The sequence below is a fragment of the Citrobacter sp. RHBSTW-01013 genome (genome assembly GCF_013781985.1).
In the GTDB taxonomy this organism is placed as follows: Bacteria; Pseudomonadota; Gammaproteobacteria; order Enterobacterales; family Enterobacteriaceae; genus Citrobacter; species Citrobacter braakii.
The window spans coordinates 658,849-679,486 of sequence record NZ_CP056185.1; the positions used below are offsets into that span (position 1 = coordinate 658,849).

Consider the following 20,638-nt stretch of genomic DNA (forward strand, 5'->3'; position numbering starts at 1 on the left):
GAATGACGTTAGCCGCTGCTTTTTATGCATAGACCTTGCCATTCGGCAAGGTCTCACTTACAACAACAAAGGAATACGATGGCGTATTCCTTTGTTATCGCCCGGCGACCGGATGTGGTTTTTCACACATCGTAATGACGATCAACCGACAACGAAGTTACTCCCCTTTGCGGGTTACAAAATATTACAGGCCATGCATTCAGTCAATGGCCTGCAACATTCGTTTTACATACCTTTACGCAGTCAGCGATGTTACCGCTTCGTCTGCCGGGAAAATCACGCCGGTCTGGCGGCGAATCTCTGTTTGCAGTTTGGCGGTGATACGGCTGACGGCCAGTGCGGGGTGATCCACTTCGCCGGATTCAACCAAATGAGCAAAAGCCTCTGCCTCATACAGCATAGTATTGATGTGCTGAGGCGTCGTCAGATCCTGGGTTTTCCCCCCACGAGGAACGAAGCACACTTTCTGACACTCGGAGATATGCTCGATCACCAGCGATCCCTGCTCACCCTGAATTTCACTGGCTAACACCGAGTCGCTTACTTTTGAGTGCTGGAGTGTGACGCTGAAATCACCGTAATTCATCACCACCACGCCGTGGGCATCTACGCCGCTTTCCAGCAGACTGGCGCTGGCCTGAACGCTTTGCGACTCACCCCACAGCGCAACCGCTGAGGCCAGGCAGTAAAAACCGATATCCATGATCGAGCCATTTGAGAAAGCAGGATTAAACGTGTTCGGATTTTCACCGTCCAGATAGCGCTGGTAACGCGAGGAGTACTGGCAGTAATTAATAAACGCTTTCCTGATTCTTCCGACTTTGGGTAGAGATTGCTGCAACAGCAGGAAGTTAGGCAAGCTGGCGGTCTTAAACGCTTCAAACAGCACGACCTGATTTTCGCGCGCGCAGGCGATAGCGGCTTCGGCTTGCGCCAGGTTTGAGGCCAGCGGCTTTTCGCAAATAACATGCTTTTTGTGCCGCAAAAACAGCTCGGTCTGCGGGAAGTGCAGGGAGTTTGGACTGGCGATGTAGACGGCGTCGATCGCCTCGCTTTGCGCCATCGCTTCCAGTGAGGTAAACAGATGCTCGACGGGGTAATCGTTGGCGAAGGTCTGCGCCTGTTCAAGGCTACGGGAATAGACCGCGGTTAACTTATATTTGCCGGTTTCATGGGCGGCATCGACAAACTGGCGGGTGATCCAGTTTGTGCCAATTACTGCGAAACGTATCATAATGGCCTTCAGGCTGCGAAAAGGGATCCTTTCGTCAATTTAGCATGCCCTGAAGACAAAGCCAGTGCGCGACTACGCAGTTTGCTTTAACGATTGTTGCGTTAACCACAGGCGGGTATCGAACTCCAGTTGATGATACTGAGGCTCCATATGACAGCACAGCTGGTAAAACGCTTTGTCGTGCTCTTTTTCTTTCAGATGCGCCAGTTCATGAACGACGATCATGCGTAAAAAAGGTTCAGGGGCATTGCGAAACACGGTGGCAACGCGGATCTCCGCTTTGGCTTTTAGCTTACCGCCCTGCACGCGAGATACGGCGGTATGCAGCCCCAGCGCATTCTTCAGAACGTGTATCTTGCTGTCATACATGACTTTATTCAGCGGCGGGGCATTACGCAGGAACTGATTTTTCAGATCCTGAGTATATTGCCAGAGCGCTTTGTCGGTCGCGAAATCATGCGTCCCCGGATAGCGCTTCTCCAGCACTGCGCCCAGACGCTGTTCAGCAATCAGCGTTCTCACCTGAGAAAGCAAATGTTCCGGGTAGCCCTGGAGATAAGTTAGTTGGTTCATCTTTGCCCATGCCAATCATAAAAAGTGTATACTCACGCACCCTTTTCAGGGATACGCCGAAATTTTACCATTCAGGAGGGCCGATGAGCCACATAGACAACGGTTTCCGTTCGCTGTCACTTAAACGTTTCCCGGAAACGGATGACGTTAACCCGCTGCTGGCGTGGGAAGCGGCAGATGAATATCTGCTGCAACAGCTGGACGATACCGAGATTAGCGGCCCGGTGCTAATCCTGAATGATACCTTTGGCGCGCTGGGCTGTGCGCTGGCGCAACATTCGCCGTACAGCATCGGCGATTCTTATCTCAGCGAGCTTGCCACACGCGAGAACCTGCGTCACAACGATATTGCCGAGTCGAGCGTCAAGTTCCTCGACAGTACGGCTGACTACCCGCAGGCGCCGGGCGTGGTGCTGATTAAGCTGCCAAAAACCATGGCGCTGCTGGAGCAGCAACTGCGCGCACTGCGCGAAGTGGTAACGCCGCAAACGCGTATCATCGCCGGGGCAAAAGCGCGTGATGTGCATACCTCGACGTTGGAGCTGTTTGAAAAAGTATTGGGTCCAACCACCACGACGCTGGCGTGGAAAAAAGCCCGTTTAATCAACTGTACGTTCAGCAAACCTGAGCTGGCCGCTGCCTCGCAAACGCTAAGCTGGAAGCTGGAAGGTACCGAATGGACTATCCATAACCACGCCAACGTCTTCTCCCGTACCGGACTGGATATCGGCGCGCGCTTTTTTATCGAGCATCTGCCGGAAAACCTCGAAGGGGAGATTGTTGACCTCGGCTGTGGTAACGGCGTCATCGGTATGACGCTGCTGGCGAAGAACCCGGAAGCCAGCGTGGTATTTGTTGATGAATCGCCGATGGCGGTGGCTTCAAGCCGCTTGAACGTGGAAAGTAACATGCCTGAAGCGCTGGATCGCTGTGAGTTTATGATCAACAACGCGCTGTCGGGCGTCGAACCGTTCCGCTTTAACGCCGTGCTGTGTAACCCACCGTTCCACCAGAAGCACGCGCTGACGGATAACATTGCCTGGGAGATGTTCCACCACGCTCGCCGCTGCCTGAAAATCAACGGTGAGCTGTACATTGTGGCTAACCGTCACCTTGACTACTTCCACAAGCTGAAAAAGATTTTCGGCAACTGCGTGACCATCGCCACCAATAATAAATTCGTGGTGCTAAAAGCGGTCAAAACCGGTCGCCGCCGCTAATCGTGTGTGCCGGATGGCGGCGTGACCACCTTATCCGGCCTACGAAATACATACTGTTAAATTTCCAGCGCCAGCATCGTCCCTTGGGCAATAGCGCGTCGGGCATCCAGCTCCATCGCCACATCGCAGCCGCCGATCAGATGCACCGTTTTACCTGCTGCGTGGAGTGGATCAACCAGTTCACGGCGCGGCTCTTGTCCGGCGCAAATCACCACGTTATCCACGTTAAAGATCACCGGTTCGCCGTTCAACACGACGTGTAACCCATCATCATCAATTTTCTGATAGCTAACTGCCGGGATCATTTTCACGCCGCGTGAGAGCAGGGTGGCGCGATGGATCCAGCCCGTCGTTTTCCCTAAACCTTGTCCCGGTTTGCTGGCTTTGCGCTGTAACATCACTATCTGGCGCGGGCTGCGGGATAAGTGCGGGCCTTCCAGGCGTAAGCCGCCAGGCTGTTGCAGGCTGGTGTCGATCCCCCATTCCACGCAGAATTCCGCAATGTTTTGGCTGGTGGGCTCACCGGGCTGGCTCAAATACATGGCGGTATCAAAACCGATCCCGCCGCAGCCAACGATCGCTACGCGTTTGCCCACCGGCATTTTATCGCGCAGGACGTCGAGATAGCTCAGCACTTTAGGATGCGCGATCCCCTCGATCGGTGGCATACGTGGCTCGATCCCGCTGGCGAGGATCACTTCATCGAAGGGGTACAGATCGCGTGCGCTGACAAAGTGATTCAGCTTCAGCGACACGCCAGTCACGTCGATCATCCGGCGGTAGTAGCGCAGGGTTTCATAAAATTCTTCTTTGCCGGGGATCTGCTTAGCGATATTAAACTGCCCGCCAATCTCGCTATGCGCGTCAAACAATGTCACGTGATGACCGCGTGCGGCGGCATTAATGGCGAAGGCGAGGCCTGCAGGACCTGCTCCGACAACCGCCAGATTTTTCGGCGCAGTGGCGGTAACGATCGGCATTTTGGTTTCGTGGCAGGCGCGTGGATTCACCAGGCAAGAGGTGACTTTGCCGACGAAGATCTGATCCAGGCAGGCCTGGTTACAGCCGATACAGGTATTGATCTCATCCGCTCGCCCGGTTTGCGCTTTTGACAGCAGTTCGGCATCGGCGAGGAACGGACGGGCCATCGACACCATATCGGCATCGCCACGGGCCAGAATGTCATCGGCGACTTGAGGATCGTTAATGCGGTTGGTGGTGACCAGTGGGATCGTCACATGCCCTTTCAGCTTACGTGTCACCCAACTAAACGCACCGCGCGGCACTGGGGTGGCAATAGTGGGAATACGCGCCTCATGCCAGCCAATACCGGTGTTAATAATGGTCGCCCCTGCGGCTTCTATCGCCTGCGCCAGTTGGACGGTTTCGTCGAAGGTTCCGCCGTTTTCCACCAGATCGAGCATCGACAGGCGGAAGATAATAATAAAGTCATTACCGGCACGCTGGCGTACCGCGCGCACCACTTCCACGGCAAAACGCATGCGGTTGGCATACTCGCCGCCCCATTCGTCATTGCGCTGATTGGTGCGCAGAGTCAGGAATTCGTTGATGAGATAGCCTTCCGAGCCCATCACTTCGACGCCATCATAGCCTGCTTCCCGCGCCAGTTGAGCGCAGTGGGCAAAATCTTCAATCAACTGCAGCACCTCATCGTGCGTCAGCTCATGCGGCGTAAAGCGGTTGATTGGCGCCTGAATGGCAGAAGGTGCCACCAGATGCGGCTGGTAGCTGTAACGGCCAGTATGCAGGATTTGCAGGGCGATTTTGCCGCCTTCGTCATGCACGGCGTCGGTAATGACGCGATGATGTGCAAGCTGGCTGGTGTCGTTCAGCATCGCGCCGCCTTCCATCCCCACGCCGGAAAGCGCAGGCGCAATACCTCCGCTCACAATTAACGCTACGCCGTGACGGGCGCGTTCGGCGTAGAACGCGGCCAGCCGTTCTGCACCGTCGGGATACTCCTCCAGCCCGGTATGCATTGAACCCATCAGCACGCGGTTTTTAAGCGTGGTGAAGCCTAAATCGAGCGGGGCGAACAGCGACGGATAGCTCATAAAGGTGTCCAGTATGTAAAATTATTGTTATGTGGTCGGATGAGTTAATAATTTAGCCGTCGCCGCGTAAAAGGGAAAAGGGGAATGCCGTGATTGTGATGGGATTCAAAAAATGCCCCTGCGGCCGCAAGGGCAAGTGGGTCAGAACGCCAGTCGTTTACCCAGACCGTCAAAGAGGTGCAGGTGCGACTCTTGTACGGTGAGCGTAAGCGGTGTATCCGGCATGAAGCTAAGCTGTTGAAAAGACTTCAGGCACACGGGGTGGCCGGCTAAATCCAACCACACCAGCGTGGAGTCGCCCTGTAATTCACACAGCCGGGTACGCCCTTGCAATGTGAAATCCCCGGTCTGCTGGTATTGCATATGCTCCGGGCGGATGGCGACAAACAGTTTGTCCCCGTCGCTAACGCCTGCGGGCTGACGGGTGAGGCGGAAGACGAGGTTATCGGCGATATGCAGCGCGCCTTCGCGCCATACCGCTGGTAGAACATTGATTTTCGGCGTGCCGATAAACTCAGCGACGAACAGGTTTGCCGGGGTGTTATACAGCTCCAGCGGCGTGCCCACCTGCTCAATTTTTCCCTTGTAAAGCACCACGATGCGATCGGCCAGCGTCATCGCCTCCACCTGATCGTGCGTTACATAAATCATGGTGTTTTTCAGGGTGTTATGCAGCTGCTGGATCTCCTGGCGCATCCCGACACGCAACGCGGCATCCAGGTTAGACAGCGGTTCATCAAACAGAAACAGTTCCGGTTGCTGGACAATAGAACGCCCGATCGCCACACGTTGGCGCTGCCCGCCGGACAGATTCTGCGGCAGCCTGTCCAGCATCTCTTCCAGCTTCAGCATGCTGGCGGCGTGAGCGACCCGCTTATCAATCTCGGCGGCGGGCGTATTGATATTACGTAAACCGAATGACAGATTTTCCCTGACGGTCATATGCGGGTAGAGGGCGTAGGACTGAAACACCATCGACAGGTTGCGTTTGCCCGCTGCAAGCCTGGTGACCTCTTTTCCCCCCATCACCAGTTTACCGCCGTCGGGGATTTCCAGTCCGGCGATGATCCGCAGCAGCGTGGATTTCCCGCATCCGGAAGGGCCAACCAGCACAATGAACTCCCCGGAGGCGATCTCCAGCGACAGATTTTCAATGATGGTGTTCTTGCCCCAGGCTTTATGAATATTGCTCAGGCTTAGCGCGGTCATAACCTCTCCTTGTCAGAATCCCAGGCTGCAATCAGCGTTAAAAGTTCATCGGTTTTGCGCGCCAGCAGTGCCGTATCCGCGCGGGTTTCCACGTTCAGGCGCAGCAGCGGCTCGGTGTTGGAGGCGCGTAAGTTGAAGCGCCAGTCAACGAAGTCGATGCTCAACCCATCGCAATCGTCACGCAGGCTGCCGGCTTGCAGATAGTGAGAGGCGATGGATTGCATGACCGATTGCGGATCGGCCACCGTCAGATTGATTTCGCCGGAAACCGGAAAGCGTACCTGGGCGTGTTCGATATACGCCGACAGCGGACGGCTGTCGCTGCCGATAATTTGCAGCAGCAATACCAGTGGGATCATCCCGCTGTCGCAATAGCCAAAATCGCGGAAGTAGTGGTGGCCGCTCATTTCTCCACCGTAGACCGCGTCCTCTTCGCGCATCCGCGCTTTGATAAAGGCGTGCCCGGTTTTGCTGATGACCGGGATTCCGCCGCAGCGAGTTACAACGTCCAGCGTATTCCACGTCAGCCGCGGGTCCAGAATGATATGACTGCCTGCGGAGCGTTGCAGGAAGTGTTCGGCGAACAGGCCAACCAGGTAGTAGCTCTCAATAAAGCGGCCACACTCATCAAAGAAGAAGCAGCGATCGAAATCGCCGTCCCAGGCGATGCCGAAATCAGCCTGATTCTCGATAACCGCCTGCTGGGTGATGAGGCGGTTTTCCGTCAGCATCGGATTGGGCACGCCCGCCGGGAAATGACCGTCCGGCTGATGGTGCAGGCGAATAAACTCAATCTGAACGCCCGCACGGGCCAGTCCGTCGGCGATCGCGTCAAGCGCAGGCCCGACGGTGCCATGTCCGGCGTTGGTCACAATACGTAGCGGGCGAGTCGGCGGATGCTGAAGGAAGCGTAGCAGGCAGGAAATCCAGGCGGGGCGATTATCATAAGGGATGAGGCTGCCACGATGGACAATCGGAGCAAAGTCATTGCGCTCCGCCAGCGCTTTTATCTCCAGCAGGCCGTTGTCGTTACTGATCGGACGCGCCTCTTCGCGCACCAGTTTCATACCATTGTACTGCGCCGGGTTATGGCTGGCGGTAATCTGAATGCCGCCGTCGGCACGCAGTTCCCGGGTGGCGAAATAGATCTCTTCGGTGCCTGACAGACCAATGTCGATAACATCCACGCCGCTGGAAATCAGCCCGTCGGTCACGGCGGATTTTAACGATTCCGAGCTAAGGCGAATGTCGGCGCCGATCACTACCCGGCGCGGATGGCGCCAGGCGGCGTAAGCGCGACCGATGCGAAAGGCGATATCCGGCGTCAGGTTGACGCCAACCTCACCGCGAATGTCGTAGGCTTTAAAACAGGTTAGTTCATCCATAATCTACTCTTCTGTAATTAATGAGTCAGGCTGACTCCCGAATGATGAGCTGGTAAGGCAATTCATAGTGGGTCACCGGTCCTCTGGTGAGCAGCAATTTGACGGCCATTTCCCCTTTCTTTTCCGCGTCTTGCGCGATAGTGGTCAGGCGTATTCCCGCTACCTCAACGGCGAGATTATCGAAACCGGTAACGGCAACCCGCTGCGGAACCGCCAGTTGCTGCCGTTGGCAGTAGTGGATCGCGCCGACGGCGAAGCGATCGGAAAGGCAGATAAGCGCAGTGATCTCCGGATGGGTTTCCAGTAACGCTTTGGCCGCCTGTTCGCCGTGTTCTTCATCGTGTCGGGTTTGATACAGCCAGCACGTATCAAGGGCGAAGCCGCGCTGCTGGAAAACCTCCCGGCAGGCATTCACGCGGGAGAGCATCAGCAGGTTGTCGCCGGTGACGGGGGCGGTCAGATCGCACATTCCCTGCGCGGAGGGCTGTGACGGAAAGGCGATGATGCCGAAATGTCGATGACCTTTATCGGCCAGATAGCGGGCAATATCGCGCATGGCGCAGGCGTTATCGATGGAGACGCTGCTGTGGTCGGGAAACTGAAAATCGAGCGTGACCACCGGACGCCCATGAGCCAGCGCGTGCTGGATCATGGCCGCATTGTTATGCGTGGCGTTGAGAATATAGCCATCAACCAGGGTGTTGAGCGGCGTCTGTTGCCGCTTACGCAAAGGGATCAAGACCAGATTGACGTTTTGTTCTTCACACTGGACGGCGATCCCCCGCATCAGCGCAATGTCGTGGGGATCGATAAACACGTAACTCATAGAGTCGTTGAATATCACGCCGATGGTGTCAGATTTGCCGGTACGCAGCGCGCGCGCCAGCTTGTCCGGTCCCTGAAAGCCAAGCTCGCTGGCATATTGCAAAATTCGCTGGCGCAGCTCCGGAGATAATTTTTCCGGATTATTCCATGCGTTCGACACCGTGGTATGGGAAATACCCATAATCTTGGCCAATGATTTTATCGTAATACGTTTCTTATCTTTATTATCATTAACGTTTATTTTCATGTTTAATATATTTGCTGGGTTTATATATTGGCGTGAATTATTTATTTCTATCGTCCATTGCGTTGAACGTTGATGCAAAGTTTAACGTTAAACAAAAATCGTTTTGTGATTTGTTTAACGTTAAACATAAAAAGGGGGTGTTAATTTACGCTCCATTCAATAGCAGGGTAGCGGTAAATCAATACTTATTGAAAGTAAATGGAGAGTTATCGTGAGAGTTGTAAAATTAGCTAAATTAACAGCCTGTGTACTATTCGCATTTTGTATTTCTGGTTGCGGTCCGGATGATAAAAAATCCGCAGAGACAGCAAAAACGCCAATTAAAATGTGGGTGGCACCAAACGAAAATGAAGAAGCCTTCTGGAATACTATGGTTAAAGAATGGAATAAAGACCCGGCGCATACCCCGGTCGAATTTACGCCCATTCCTGCCGCCAGCAGTTCTGAAGAGGCAATAATGAACGCGCTGGCTTCCGGCACGGAACCCGATATTTCCAGTAATATCTTTATCGGTTTTGCCAGCCAGTTGGTGGAAATTGGTCAGCTTGAAGACCTGTCTAAAATGAGTGGTTTTAATGAACTCGTTAATAACCGACAGATGGGCAAAATTATTCCTGCCTGGCAATTAAACGGCGAGCAACACGTTCTGCCAATCTATATTAATCCTATCGTCTGGTGGTGGCGGGGCGATTTACTCAAGCAGTATGGTTTTGACCATGTTCCGACCCGTTATGATGAGCTTTATCAGCTGGCAGAGCGCCGGGCGGCGGATAATAACGGCTATGTTATCCAGATGACTGCCGGGAAAAACTGGTGGGAACGCTGGTTCGATTTTATTCCGCTTTATTATGCGCAAAACGGCGGTAAACCTTACCTCGCGGGTCATCAGGCGACGTTTGCCGATCCTGCCGGACAGGCGGTACTGACCTTTATGGGGAAAGTCTTTAACAGCAAGTGGAGCAGCTACGACTTCACCGCCGCCGACGATCCGTTAGCGACCGGACAGGTGCTGGCATCCGCGCGCGGTCCGTGGGATATCGCTCGCTATCACAAGCAGTATCCGGAGATCCTCAAAACGCTGCAAATTGGGCCGATGCTCACCGAGAAAGGCGACGCGCACCCGTATACGTTCGGCGACAGCAAAGGGGTGGTGATCTTCAGTTCCAGCAAGCGCAAAGCGCAGGCGTGGGCGTTTATTCAGTGGGTCTTTAACAACGCCGAGCACGACCGGAGCTGGCTGGAGCTGACCGGTATGCCGCCAGCACGCAGTGATTTAATGAGTAATCCGCTGTTTGTGAATTACTTTGAGAAAAACCCGCTGGAGAAGGCGATCGCTTCTTACGTGGACGTCGCGCTGCCGCCAGCGGCCACTACGCAAACCACGGAGATTCAGCGCAGCATGACGCAGATGCTGGAGCAGTTCATTTTCAACCACGCCGATCCGGCAGCCACCCTCGATAAATCCGCGCAGGAAATTAACACGTTGCTGGCGAAATAAGGGGAAAAAATGGCTGGATATGAATCCCGCACCGGAGGCCTGTTGGCCTCCACGTGGATCGGTTATTCGTTGCTGTTCTGGTTTTATCCGCTGTGCTGGCTGGTCGTGCTTAGCGTGACGAACTGGCAATTTATTGGCACGCCGACGTTTAGCGGATTACAGAATATTATTGGCGTGTTTCATGACGCGTTATTCTGGCAGTCGATGTGGAACGTGTGCCGTTTTTTAATGTGGTATATCCCGATTGTCTTTCTTGCCTCGCTGCTGTTTGCCGCGGGATTACGAAAAATTAAGTACGGGAAAAGTTTTATTGCCCTGAGCTTTTTACTGGCGAATATCTCTTCGGGGGTGGCCTATTCCATCGTCTTTGCAAAACTGTTCAGCGAATACGGGCCGGTCAATCAATTTTTACAGGCCAGTTTCGGCATCTCTGTGCCCTGGTTTACCAACCCTGACTGCGCCATGTTATCCATTGCGTTAATTGTCACCTGGAAATTCGTCGGTTATTACGGGCTGATTCTCTATTCCGGGATGGTGGCGATCCCCGCGGATATTTACAGCGCGGCGCAGTTGGATAAAACCGGGAAGTTTAAGCAAAGTTGGGCGATTACCCTGCCGATGATGAACGCGCAAATCGTGATGGTGATGGTGCTGGCGATTACCGTGGCGTTCAGCATCTTTACCGAGCCGTATCTTATCACCGGCGGTGGACCGCTCAACAGCACCACCAGTCCGATGGTGGTGATGTATGAAGTGGCGTTCCAGAAAATGAAGCCAACCTGGGCGGCGACCATGTCGATTATCGTTGCGGCATGCAGTTTCCTCGCCATCTGGGTCTTCCGCAAAGTATTCGAAAAACATATCGAGATTGTGTGAATGAAGAAACTGACTCCCTTAACGCTGCTCATTCACGCCGTGATGTTTTTGCTGGCGCTCACCTGGCTCTATCCTTTTATCTGGATGGTGATCTCCTCGTTGAAACCGACGGCGCAAATCTACACGACCGGGCTGTTTTCCGGTCATCTGACGCTGGAGAATTACGCTTTTCTGTTCGATAACAGCAACCGGGCGGACAAACCTTTTTTGCGCACCCTGGTTAACTCACTGTTCGTGTCGCTCACCATTACCGTCTGCGTCACGCTGACCTCAATGCTGGTGGGATATGCCGTCGCGAAAACCGAATTTCGCGGCAAAAATGCGTTTCGCAACCTGTTGATTGTGCAGATGGTTTTCCCGGTCTTTATGTTCATTATTCCACAGTTTGTCCTGATGCGTGAACTGGGGCTGATCAACAGCTACGGGGCGATGATCCTGCCGTATGCGATGAGCGCCTGGGGCATTTTTATGGTTTCGCAGAGCTTTAAAGGCACGCCGAATGATTACCTGTATGCCGCAAGGCTCGATCACGCCAGCCTGTGGGGGATCTTGCGGCATGTGATGATGCCGCTGAATAAATCCATTCTGGCGATTGTCGCACTGTTCACCTTTTCCAGCTCATGGGACAACTTCCTCTGGCCGCTGATCGTGATGCGCGAAGTGGACAAAATGCCGTTTTCGGTGCTGCTCGCCACCTTCAGCAAATCCTACGGCATCTACCTGGGACCGGTGCTGGCGGGGTCGGTGGTGCAGATGCTGCCAATCGTTGTCCTGTTTATTCTGTTCAGAAAATACTTCCTCGAAGGCATGTCGTTATCACTGAAATAAGGAACGTGACGGTGAAAAAGCAACCGTGGTGGCAGGCGTGTACCTGTTATCAAATTTATCTGCCTTCGTTTTGCGACGGCAATAACGACGGGCTGGGCGATTTTCCGGGCCTGATTTCCCGGCTGGATTATTTGCAGGCGCTGGGCATCGGCGCGGTGTGGATCACGCCGTTTTATCCCTCTCCGCTGGTGGATAACGGCTACGATATCAGCGATTACTATGCCGTTGACGCCCGTTTCGGCACTCTCGACGATTTCCGCCGGGTGGTTGACGGCTGCCACGCCAGAGGCATTCGGGTGATTATCGATCTGGTGGTCAATCACGTCTCCTCAGAACATCCCTGGTTTCGCGATGCGTGGAATAATCCGGGCAGCCGCTATCGTGATTATTTCCTTTTTCGCCGCCAGCCGAATAACTGGCGTTCTTTCTTTTCCGGCAGCGCGTGGACCGCTGAGCCTGACACCGGCGAATTTTATTACCATAAATTCGCGCCCGGCCAGGTGGATCTCAACTGGGCCAACCCCGCGGTGGAACAGGAAATTTACCGGGTGGTGGATTTCTGGGTTACGCAGGGGGTGGACGGTTTTCGCTTTGACGTCATCAACTTTCTTACTACCGACGGCATTGGGCCTGATAACCCGGAAGAGAACGGCGAGCAGCGCCATGAATTTGACATCAATCAGCCGCGACTCCCGGAGACGCTGCAACGGCTGTGTGCCCATGTTCGGGCGCAGGGGGACTATTTCCTGATTGGCGAAATCGGCAGCGAAGACCCTGACGTGCTCAGCCGCTATCAAAGTCCGCAGCTGATGGACGTGGTGTTTAATTTTAATATCGGTAGCCAGAAAAACTTTGATGTTTCCCGTCTTTTCAGCCAGTTAAAAACCACGCTGGCTGCGCAGCCGGGTTTACCGACGCTGTTTTTCTCCAGCCATGATATGTCGCGGATGATCAGCCGCTTTGGCGAAAACGAGCGCGATACCGGGCGGGCGCTGGCGGTACTGGCGCTTCAGCTAACGGTGAGCGGCGTGCCGTTTATCTTCCAGGGCGAAGAGCTGGGGATGACCGACTACCGTCCGCAAACGGCAGAGCAGCTTTTTGATATTCAGGGAAAAACCCATTACCGCACCGCCCTTGCCGCAGGCAGCAGCCCGCAGCAGGCGCTGGCGCTGGCTATTGAACATTCGCGGGATGGTTCGCGCGCGCCGCTGCCCTGGCGCGACGCCCCCTTTGGCGGATTTTCCTCCGTCGCACCGTGGATGCCCGTCGGCGGCGATATCGCCCTGATTAACGCGGAGCGCCAGCAGCAGGATGAAACATCGTTCTGGCATCAGTACCGACGGCTGATCGCCCTGCGTCGCCGCGTTGCGGCGCTGCATCAGGGACAGCAGGACTCACTCGACCTCACTGACGAATGCGTCTGGTTTACCCGTTCGACGACGGCGGAGCAGGTCTGGGTCGCCATCAACTTTGGTGCGCCCGTTCGCAATCCGTGGCAGGAGATTGAGGCTGAAGTGCTGTACGGAGAGGACGCGCAATGGATTGGCAAGAATCAATGTTTGATCAAAAGGAGAGTACATGGACAGGCACAGTAAAAACCCGTTGATTACCCCGGCGGACGTGACGCCTTCACTGCCCGGCAGGAAGGTCGATTGTGTTTTCAATGCTGGCGTAACGGAGTTTGACGGGGAGATCGTTTTGCTGCTGCGGGTGGCGGAAAGCGTGATCAATCCCGACCCGCAGCAGCGTGTCGTACCGCTGTTGGAAAAAACCGATGCGGGCTGGGTACAGGCCACCGCGAGTTTCGATCGTCGTGATGAACGCTATGATTTCAGCGATCCGCGGGTGATCGTGCTGAAAAGCGATCCGGCGCGGGTGTGGCTGACCTCCATGTCGCATCTGCGTCTGGCGCGCAGTCGCGACGGGGTGAACTTCCGGATTGACAGCCAGCCGTTTATCATCGCCGATACGCAATATGAAGAGTTCGGCTGCGAAGATGCGCGGATCACCCGCATCGATGATATCGCGTACATCAACTACTCGGCGGTGTCGTCGCTGGGGATCTCTACCGCGCTGGCGGTGACCAAAGATTTTGTCACGGTGGAGAAAAAAGGGTTGATCCTCTGTCCGGACAACCGTGACGTCTGCTTTTTCCCGGAAAAGATCGCCGGTAAATATCACGCCCTGACCCGTCCGGCCCCGTGTCACTTCGGTCATCCGGAAATCTGGATCTGCGAGTCGCCGGATATGCTGCACTGGGGCAATCATCGCCACCTGCTGGGACGGTCCGGCGATGCCTGGGACTGCCGTAAATCAGGCGGCGGCGCGCCGGTGTTAAAAACCGATCGCGGCTGGCTGGAGATCTACCACGGTGTGGATGCCGATCAGCGCTACTGCCTCGGCGCGCTGCTGCTGGATCTCAACGATCCGACCCGCATTCTGGCGAAATCACCGGTGCCGTTGCTGGAGCCAGATGCGCCCTACGAGCGCGAAGGCTTCTTCGGCAACGTGGTGTTCACCTGTGGGGCGCTGATCCGCGATGAGACGCTGCACGTCTGGTATGGCGCCGCCGATGAGTGTGTGGCGCTGGCGACAATGCCGCTGGACAAACTGTGGCGGCATCTGGGGGTTAAATAAATGCCGCAGAGTGTCCTGGGTTGCTAAACCTCCTTCTGGCAGGGGGGGGGATTCACACGTTGCGACCGCTGGTGGACGAATCTTTGCTGCAAATAATGAAAATACACAACAGAAGAGCAGGGCAATAAATGCCCTGCAAGTCTGTATATTTAATTTCACATTGTATTTCAGGTGCGCAAGAAAACAGATTGCGCTTATCGTTATTAATATTTTAATTAATATCTGACGCGGGGGCCGCCTCAATAGCTTTTTCTTCTTTGGTTAGCCCTTTGATGTATTTACTGTATTTCCACCAGGCAAAACCGAGGAAAATAACAATCCCACCGACGTTATAGAAAATAATGGTCATAATGTTACCGCCGGTCGGGAAGGTCGAGGCAATAAACCCGATGGTGAAAAGGACAATCAGCATCGGGTAATGACTCCAACTTATTGATAGTGTTTTATGTTCAGATAATGCCCGATGACTTTGTCATGCAGCTCCACCGATTTTGAGAACGACAGCGACTTCCGTCCCAGCCGTGCCAGGTGCTGCCTCAGATTCAGGTTATGCCGCTCAATGCGCTGCGTATATCGCTTGCTGATTACGTGCAGCTTTCCCTTCAGGCGGGATTCATACAGCGGCCAGCCATCCGTCATCCATATCACCACGTCAAAGGGTGACAGCAGGCTCATAAGACGCCCCAGCGTCGCCATAGTGCGTTCACCGAATACGTGCGCAACAACCGTCTTCCGGAGCCTGTCATACGCGTAAAACAGCCAGCGCTGGCGCGATTTAGCCCCGACGTATCCCCACTGTTCGTCCATTTCCGCGCAGACGATGACGTCACTGCCCGGCTGTATGCGCGAGGTTACCGACTGCGGCCTGAGTTTTTTAAGTGACGTAAAATCGTGTTGAGGCCAACGCCCATAATGCGGGCGGTTGCCCGGCATCCAACGCCATTCATGGCCATATCAATGATTTTCTGGTGCGTACCGGGTTGAGAAGCGGTGTAAGTGAACTGCAGTTGCCATGTTTTACGGCAGTGAGAGCAGAGATAGCGCTGATGTCCGGCAGTGCTTTTGCCGTTACGCACCACCCCGTCAGTAGCTGAACAGGAGGGACAGCTGATAGAAACAGAAGCCACTGGAGCACCTCAAAAACACCATCATACACTAAATCAGTAAGTTGGCAGCATCACCTCAGCATCGATACCACAATAATGCCGGTTTTTTGCGAACCCATACGGAAGTCGCGCGGTAAGTGGTCCAGTTTTGCGCGCAGATTCAGGTAAGCCAGCATAATAAACAGCGGCGGCAGCATCGATGCGGCGGCGGTCATGTTGATGATAGTGTTCATTAAATCCTGCACGGTATTGGAGCCGAGCGTAGGGATAATCATCAGCGGGATAACAATCAGGAACTGAATCCAGGCTGCGCGGGCCGGAACGCCATTTTCATTCAGTTCGACGGTTTTTTTACCGAAAATACCCGCCGGAATTTCAGAGAAGAAAATTTTCACCGGCGTTGCGGTCCACATCAGCAGAGAGCCGAACATCGCGGTAAAGGAGACCAGGCCGACAAAGCGGTTAACGATCAGTTCCGGCAGGCCAAAGTATGCCGCCAGGCCGTGGAATACCTGTACCGAACCACCGGTAAATTTCAGCTCTTTGCTGCTCACGAAGACGTTGATCAGTACCGAGGAGATGGAATAGAGCACGCCGATAAAAATCCCGGCAATGATAATGACCTTCACGAACGATTTTGACCCGCCCTTGACGTCGTTGACGTACACTGCCACCGACTCCGCACCGCCTGCCGCCATAAAGATCCAGGTGGTGATACCGAGGAAGGCCCAGTTAAAATTCGGGATCATTGCGTCTACGGTGATAGGGTCAGCAGGCTGTACGCCGCCAACCAGCGCAGTACCCGCCAGCAGGATGTAGGACAGTGTCAGCAGCAGCATCAATGTGGAGGTGACCGAAGTAATCGGTCCTAACATTTTTGCGCCGTTGGTCGAAACCCAGGTGGAGAAGGCAAACAGCACCATACTTAACACCGTGGTTGCGAACGGTGTCAGAATGTATTCGTAGCCTAAAAAAGCATATGAGGCGTAGGCGATAACACGGGGTAACAGCGAGGTAAAAAAGAACAGGTTAACGAACAATAGGTATAGGCGGTAATAAATGCCCAACGTCCGCCCAGCGAACTTTTCACCCAAGCATAGACACCGGCTTCGGAGTTTTTATTCAGCGAAACAAATTCAGCGATGATTAAGCAGAACGGAATAAAGTAGAAGATCGTCGCGAGGAAAAACATCGGTGCGGATGCCAGACCCAGCTCAATATTATTGTTGATAACGTTATTAAAACTATAAACCGCGGCAAAGGTGAGTGAAAGTAAGCCGAACTTGCCGATGGTATTACGTTTGGTATCAGACATAGCACATCTCCGATTCCTGATTATTATAGGGTACTGGCGGCGCAACGTCGGCGCCGCCTGTGTTTTTATTTATTATGAAAATAACCATCTTCGATGGTGACTTTGAGTACGACTTTCTTCACTGCGTTATTACAAATAAAACGATAGGCTTCATGGTTGTCACAAATAACCATTTGTCCTTCGCGCACTTCTACGGTTTTTCCACAGCCTTTCAGATATTCGCGATCGGTTTCATCGCGATAATATTCAACCACCTGGAGATCCTCTTTGGCGGCATACTCTATTTTTTGCTGTCCTTGCAGGTAGTAATGGATTTCAAAATAACGACGATGACCGGTAAACAGTGCATCGGTCGCGGAGTCTGTCTCCACGCGATAGCTCAGGGAATCACCGATAGAGTGGGCAACGCCTGGTTGAATATTATCAATATTTTCAATCGCTTCGACGCAGCGCTGCCACTTCTTCCCGGATGCGTAAATTTGTTGGAACTGCGCTAAGTTGTCGATGATCCTCATTTTGTATTCTCGCTGTGCAAATTCGTGGAAAAGAACCCGGTACCAAAGACGCGGCTGGCGGCGGTTTGAGCGCTAGATTCGCTACCGGAAACCGGCAACAACGTGAAGCCGTAGCTGAACGAACGGAACCAGACGCGCCAGGAATCAAGCACCTCGCTTCCCCAGGAGTTGGAGCCTAAGCCCAGCACCTGGTGGTCCAGATTCAGGGTGATGTCATCGCTGCGCTGCAGCGCATTACAGTGCTGTGCGGCAAAGATATTTTCTGGCGTATAGCGCCAGGCGCTCAGGTTGACAGGGCGCTGCGGAACCACCAGCAGACCGTTGCCGTGGCGGTTGGTTAGCGTTGCCCAGCGCACGTCCTGATGATTGCCGTTGCTTTGCGGGAACGGATAGTTTTCGAACATCTCATCCACGCTGCTGCGCCAGATATCGATGATGTTGGCCTGCTGGCTATCGGCATAGTTTTCACCGGGACCACGTCCGTAATACGCCACCTGCCCCAAATCGCCGTTGATGCCCATCGTGAAGCCGATGCACGGAATAATGTCCCGGTACTCGCCGTAAGGCTGGCCGGAAAGCTCCACGTTCAACTGACCATCTGCGGCAATCCGCCAGCGGTAGGTACAGCGCATACCGAAATCAAATACCGGCGGGGCGATAATCGTCTGGCTGGTTATCAACAGCGCGTCATCGGTTTGCTCAATGGCAAAATCGCGCAGATGCTCCTGCATAATCTGTAAATGATTTGGTTGCCAAAGGCCTTCGAACTCTTGTTTGTGGTTATCAATGGTTGGTTTGAAGAAATTAATCTTCGGCTCGCGGGTAATCAGCTCCTCACCGTTAACGGTCCAGCTAATGGGCTTACCGTTCAGTTTTGAGAAGGTCAGAAGGAAGTTATAACCGCGTATGGTGCAGCTCTGGCGGCTGTCTTCCAGCGTCAGAGGGGTAGCGTTTTGCTGGCTAAACGGTACGGCAGCCGCCGTTCTGGCCTTCAGCGGGAACTGATAAGTCGCGATGTGGTGCCCGGCTTCGCTGTATGCCGTACGGGAATCTTTCGTCACGATGACGTTGAGGAACGCTTCGCGCGCATCCAGTTCCGGCAGTGTGCATTGCACCAGGGTATCGCTGTTAGGAGGGACGTCGCGCAGTTTTATCTGCTGAGCAGAAAGCGTATCTCCTTCGGCGCGAACCTCAATATGCAAGGTGTAGTCGTCAAGCGTGGTAAACCACAATTTGTTTTCTACCCGTAGCTCGCCGCGAGCCAGATCCTGTGCGCGTACTTTTACTGGCGCAATCACCTGCTTGTACTCTTGCAGACCCGGCCCCGGGGTTTGATCGGAATAAATCAGGCCATCAAGGCAGAAGTTGTAGTTGTTCGGATAGTCGCCGTAGTCTCCGCCATATTTGTACCAGACGTTGCCGTCGTCATCTTTGGCCTGAATCCCGTGATCGCACCACTCCCAGACATAGTGTCCCTGAATGCAGTCATGCTGATAAAAGACGTTCTGATATTCCGTCAGCCCGCCGGGACCGTTGCCCATGGCGTGAGCATATTCGCAGATGATGCGCGGCTTAGGATGTGGATATTCGCCAAACTCATTCATCAGCGGCACACGGGTGTACATGGTGGAGATGATATCCACCACTTCGGCGTCACGATCTTCTTCGTAATGGATCAGACGCGTGTCATCCAGCGCTTTCGCGGCGTGATACATGGCGCGGATGTTACAGCCGTATCCGGATTCGTTGCCGAGCGACCAGATGACGATCGACGGGTGGTTTTTTTGTGCATGGATGTGGCGCACGATGCGCTCAACGTAGACGTTTTCCCACAGCGGATCGTCCGTTATCCGGCTGATATCGCCGATATTGGCGAAGCCGTGAGATTCAACGTCGGTTTCGGCCATCACGAACAGACCGTAGATATCGCACAATTCATAGAAGCGCGGATCGTTCGGGTAATGGGCGGTACGCACGGAATTGATGTTGTGCTGCTTCATTAACAGCAGATCTTTTTCAACGCGATCCATGCCAACCGCACGGCCTTTAAGATGATCGTTATCGTGGCGGTTAACGCCATGCAGCATCACGTAGCGGTTATTGATGTAAAACAGACCGTCGCGAACTTTGATATCGCGGAATCCGACCCGCTGTGGCACGACCTCAAGGAGATTGCCGTTGGCATCTTTCAGCGTCATCACCAGATGATAAAGATACGGCGATTCCGCTGACCACTGCTGCGGCGCGCTAACCTTGAAATTAAAAGCGGTGCGGGTGTGTTGATCCACTGCCAGATTGTTAATCACGCCGCTATGCAGCGCCTGCTCACCGTCAAACAAGGTGTATTCGAGCGACGCCATCGCTGGCGTGGAAGCCAGGTTTTCCAGCGCAATGTCGCAGGTGAGGGTGGCGTCGCGATAGTCATCATCGAACTCGGTGCGAACGGTAAAATCCTGAATATGGGTCGCCTGTTTGCCTACCAGATAGACGTCGCGGAAAATTCCCGCCGACCACCACATGTCCTGGTCTTCAACGTAAGTGGAATCAGCCCATTGCATTACGCGAACGCACAGCAGGTTGTCACCGGTCTTTACCACCGCGCTGATATCAAATTCAGCCGTCAGGCGGCTGCCTTTGCTGAAACCGACGTACTGACCATTCACGTAAACTTCGAAGTAGGTTTCTACGCCATCAAATTTAATCAGCGTTTGTTTGCCCTGCCAGCCTTCGCTGAGGGAGAAAATGCGCTGGTAGGCTCCGGTGGGGTTATTGGTCGGAACGTAGGGGACATCAATCGGGAAAGGAAAACCTTCGTCGGTATACTGCAGTTTGCCGTGTCCTTCCATCTGCCACATGCCTGGGACGGTGATGCTGCCCCAGTCATTCATCAACTGCGACGTAAAGATTTCCGGCACCTGCAGCGGATGCTCAAAGAATTGAAAATTCCACTGACCGCTTAGCAACTGAAAGAGGCTGCTGGTTTCGCGGGCAAACGAGCGAGCCTGCGCAACGGAGTCATAAGAGAAAAAATATGCGCGTGGCGCCAGTCGATTTTCGTGGGTGAGCTGAATGTTTTCCCAGCGATTCATAAGGCC

15 protein-coding genes and 2 pseudogenes are annotated in these 20,638 nt (G+C 54.0%); 6 read left to right on the forward strand and 11 right to left on the reverse strand.

Annotation, left to right across the window (positions count from 1 at the left end; genetic code table 11):
• Nucleotides 1–235 precede the first annotated feature (235 nt).
• Both HV350_RS03300 and HV350_RS03305 read right to left on the reverse strand, forming a co-directional pair.
• Nucleotides 236–1,234, reverse strand: a complete 999-nt coding sequence (locus HV350_RS03300; RefSeq protein WP_181629774.1) for a Gfo/Idh/MocA family oxidoreductase — start codon at nucleotides 1,232–1,234, stop codon at nucleotides 236–238.
• Nucleotides 1,235–1,306: 72 nt separating this feature from the next.
• Nucleotides 1,307–1,807, reverse strand: a complete 501-nt coding sequence (locus HV350_RS03305; RefSeq protein ID WP_016154609.1) for a M48 family metallopeptidase — start codon at nucleotides 1,805–1,807, stop codon at nucleotides 1,307–1,309.
• 83 nt (nucleotides 1,808–1,890) lie between these two features.
• On the opposite strand from HV350_RS03305, the gene rlmG reads away from it, so the two are divergent.
• Entirely contained in the window at nucleotides 1,891–3,027 is a 1,137-nt protein-coding gene (gene rlmG, locus HV350_RS03310; RefSeq protein WP_016157532.1) for a 23S rRNA (guanine(1835)-N(2))-methyltransferase RlmG, read from the forward strand.
• A gap of 56 nt (nucleotides 3,028–3,083) precedes the next feature.
• Here rlmG and HV350_RS03315 read toward each other — a convergent pair whose 3' ends face one another.
• The 4 genes from HV350_RS03315 to HV350_RS03330 form a co-directional block, all read right to left on the reverse strand.
• Entirely contained in the window at nucleotides 3,084–5,102 is a 2,019-nt protein-coding gene (locus HV350_RS03315; protein ID WP_181629776.1) for an NADPH-dependent 2,4-dienoyl-CoA reductase, read from the reverse strand.
• Nucleotides 5,103–5,243: 141 nt separating this feature from the next.
• A complete protein-coding gene (gene ugpC, locus HV350_RS03320; protein ID WP_049040409.1) occupies nucleotides 5,244–6,311 on the reverse strand; it encodes a sn-glycerol-3-phosphate ABC transporter ATP-binding protein UgpC in 1,068 nt (355 codons plus the stop codon).
• Nucleotides 6,308–7,696, reverse strand: coding sequence for a phosphomannomutase CpsG (locus HV350_RS03325; protein ID WP_181629778.1), 1,389 nt, complete (start codon nucleotides 7,694–7,696; stop codon nucleotides 6,308–6,310). Before HV350_RS03325 ends, ugpC begins: the two co-directional genes overlap by 4 nt.
• A 25-nt stretch (nucleotides 7,697–7,721) precedes the next feature.
• Nucleotides 7,722–8,768, reverse strand: coding sequence for a LacI family DNA-binding transcriptional regulator (locus HV350_RS03330; RefSeq protein WP_016154604.1), 1,047 nt, complete (start codon nucleotides 8,766–8,768; stop codon nucleotides 7,722–7,724).
• 211 nt (nucleotides 8,769–8,979) lie between these two features.
• On the opposite strand from HV350_RS03330, the gene HV350_RS03335 reads away from it, so the two are divergent.
• The 5 genes from HV350_RS03335 to HV350_RS03355 are packed head-to-tail and all read left to right on the forward strand — an operon-like array spanning nucleotide 8,980 to nucleotide 14,607.
• A complete protein-coding gene (locus HV350_RS03335) occupies nucleotides 8,980–10,266 on the forward strand; it encodes an ABC transporter substrate-binding protein (protein WP_181629780.1) in 1,287 nt (428 codons plus the stop codon).
• Between the two features lie 9 nt (nucleotides 10,267–10,275).
• Nucleotides 10,276–11,142 (forward strand): sugar ABC transporter permease, encoded by an 867-nt coding sequence (locus HV350_RS03340; protein WP_016154602.1) that lies wholly within the window; start codon nucleotides 10,276–10,278, stop codon nucleotides 11,140–11,142.
• On the forward strand, nucleotides 11,143–11,970 hold the full coding sequence (locus tag HV350_RS03345; protein ID WP_016154601.1) for a carbohydrate ABC transporter permease: 828 nt from the start codon (nucleotides 11,143–11,145) through the stop codon (nucleotides 11,968–11,970). It abuts the gene before it with no gap.
• 11 nt (nucleotides 11,971–11,981) lie between these two features.
• Nucleotides 11,982–13,565, forward strand: coding sequence for an alpha-glucosidase (locus tag HV350_RS03350; protein WP_181629781.1), 1,584 nt, complete (start codon nucleotides 11,982–11,984; stop codon nucleotides 13,563–13,565).
• Nucleotides 13,549–14,607 (forward strand): glycoside hydrolase family 130 protein, encoded by a 1,059-nt coding sequence (locus HV350_RS03355; RefSeq protein ID WP_181629783.1) that lies wholly within the window; start codon nucleotides 13,549–13,551, stop codon nucleotides 14,605–14,607. The genes HV350_RS03350 and HV350_RS03355 overlap by 17 nt, the downstream gene beginning before the upstream one ends.
• 211 nt (nucleotides 14,608–14,818) lie before the next feature.
• Here the strand turns inward: HV350_RS03355 and HV350_RS03360 are convergent.
• The 5 genes and pseudogenes from HV350_RS03360 to ebgA all read right to left on the reverse strand — a co-directional run.
• Nucleotides 14,819–15,019: pseudogene (locus HV350_RS03360) on the reverse strand (amino acid permease); the annotation flags it as partial.
• Nucleotides 15,020–15,036: 17 nt separating this feature from the next.
• A protein-coding gene (locus HV350_RS03365; protein WP_103215986.1) for an IS1-like element IS1A family transposase occupies nucleotides 15,037–15,734 on the reverse strand; the annotation gives its coding sequence in 2 pieces (ribosomal slippage) (nucleotides 15,037–15,485 and nucleotides 15,485–15,734; 699 coding nt in all).
• Between the two features lie 50 nt (nucleotides 15,735–15,784).
• A pseudogene (locus tag HV350_RS03370) lies at nucleotides 15,785–17,028 on the reverse strand (amino acid permease).
• 65 nt (nucleotides 17,029–17,093) lie between these two features.
• A complete protein-coding gene (locus tag HV350_RS03375; RefSeq protein ID WP_016154597.1) occupies nucleotides 17,094–17,543 on the reverse strand; it encodes a beta-galactosidase subunit beta in 450 nt (149 codons plus the stop codon).
• Nucleotides 17,540–20,632 carry a beta-galactosidase subunit alpha gene (gene ebgA / locus HV350_RS03380; RefSeq protein ID WP_181629784.1) on the reverse strand — a complete coding sequence of 1,031 codons (3,093 nt, stop codon included), beginning with the start codon at nucleotides 20,630–20,632 and terminating at the stop codon, nucleotides 17,540–17,542. The genes HV350_RS03375 and ebgA overlap by 4 nt, the downstream gene beginning before the upstream one ends.
• Between the last annotated feature and the right edge of the window lie 6 nt (nucleotides 20,633–20,638).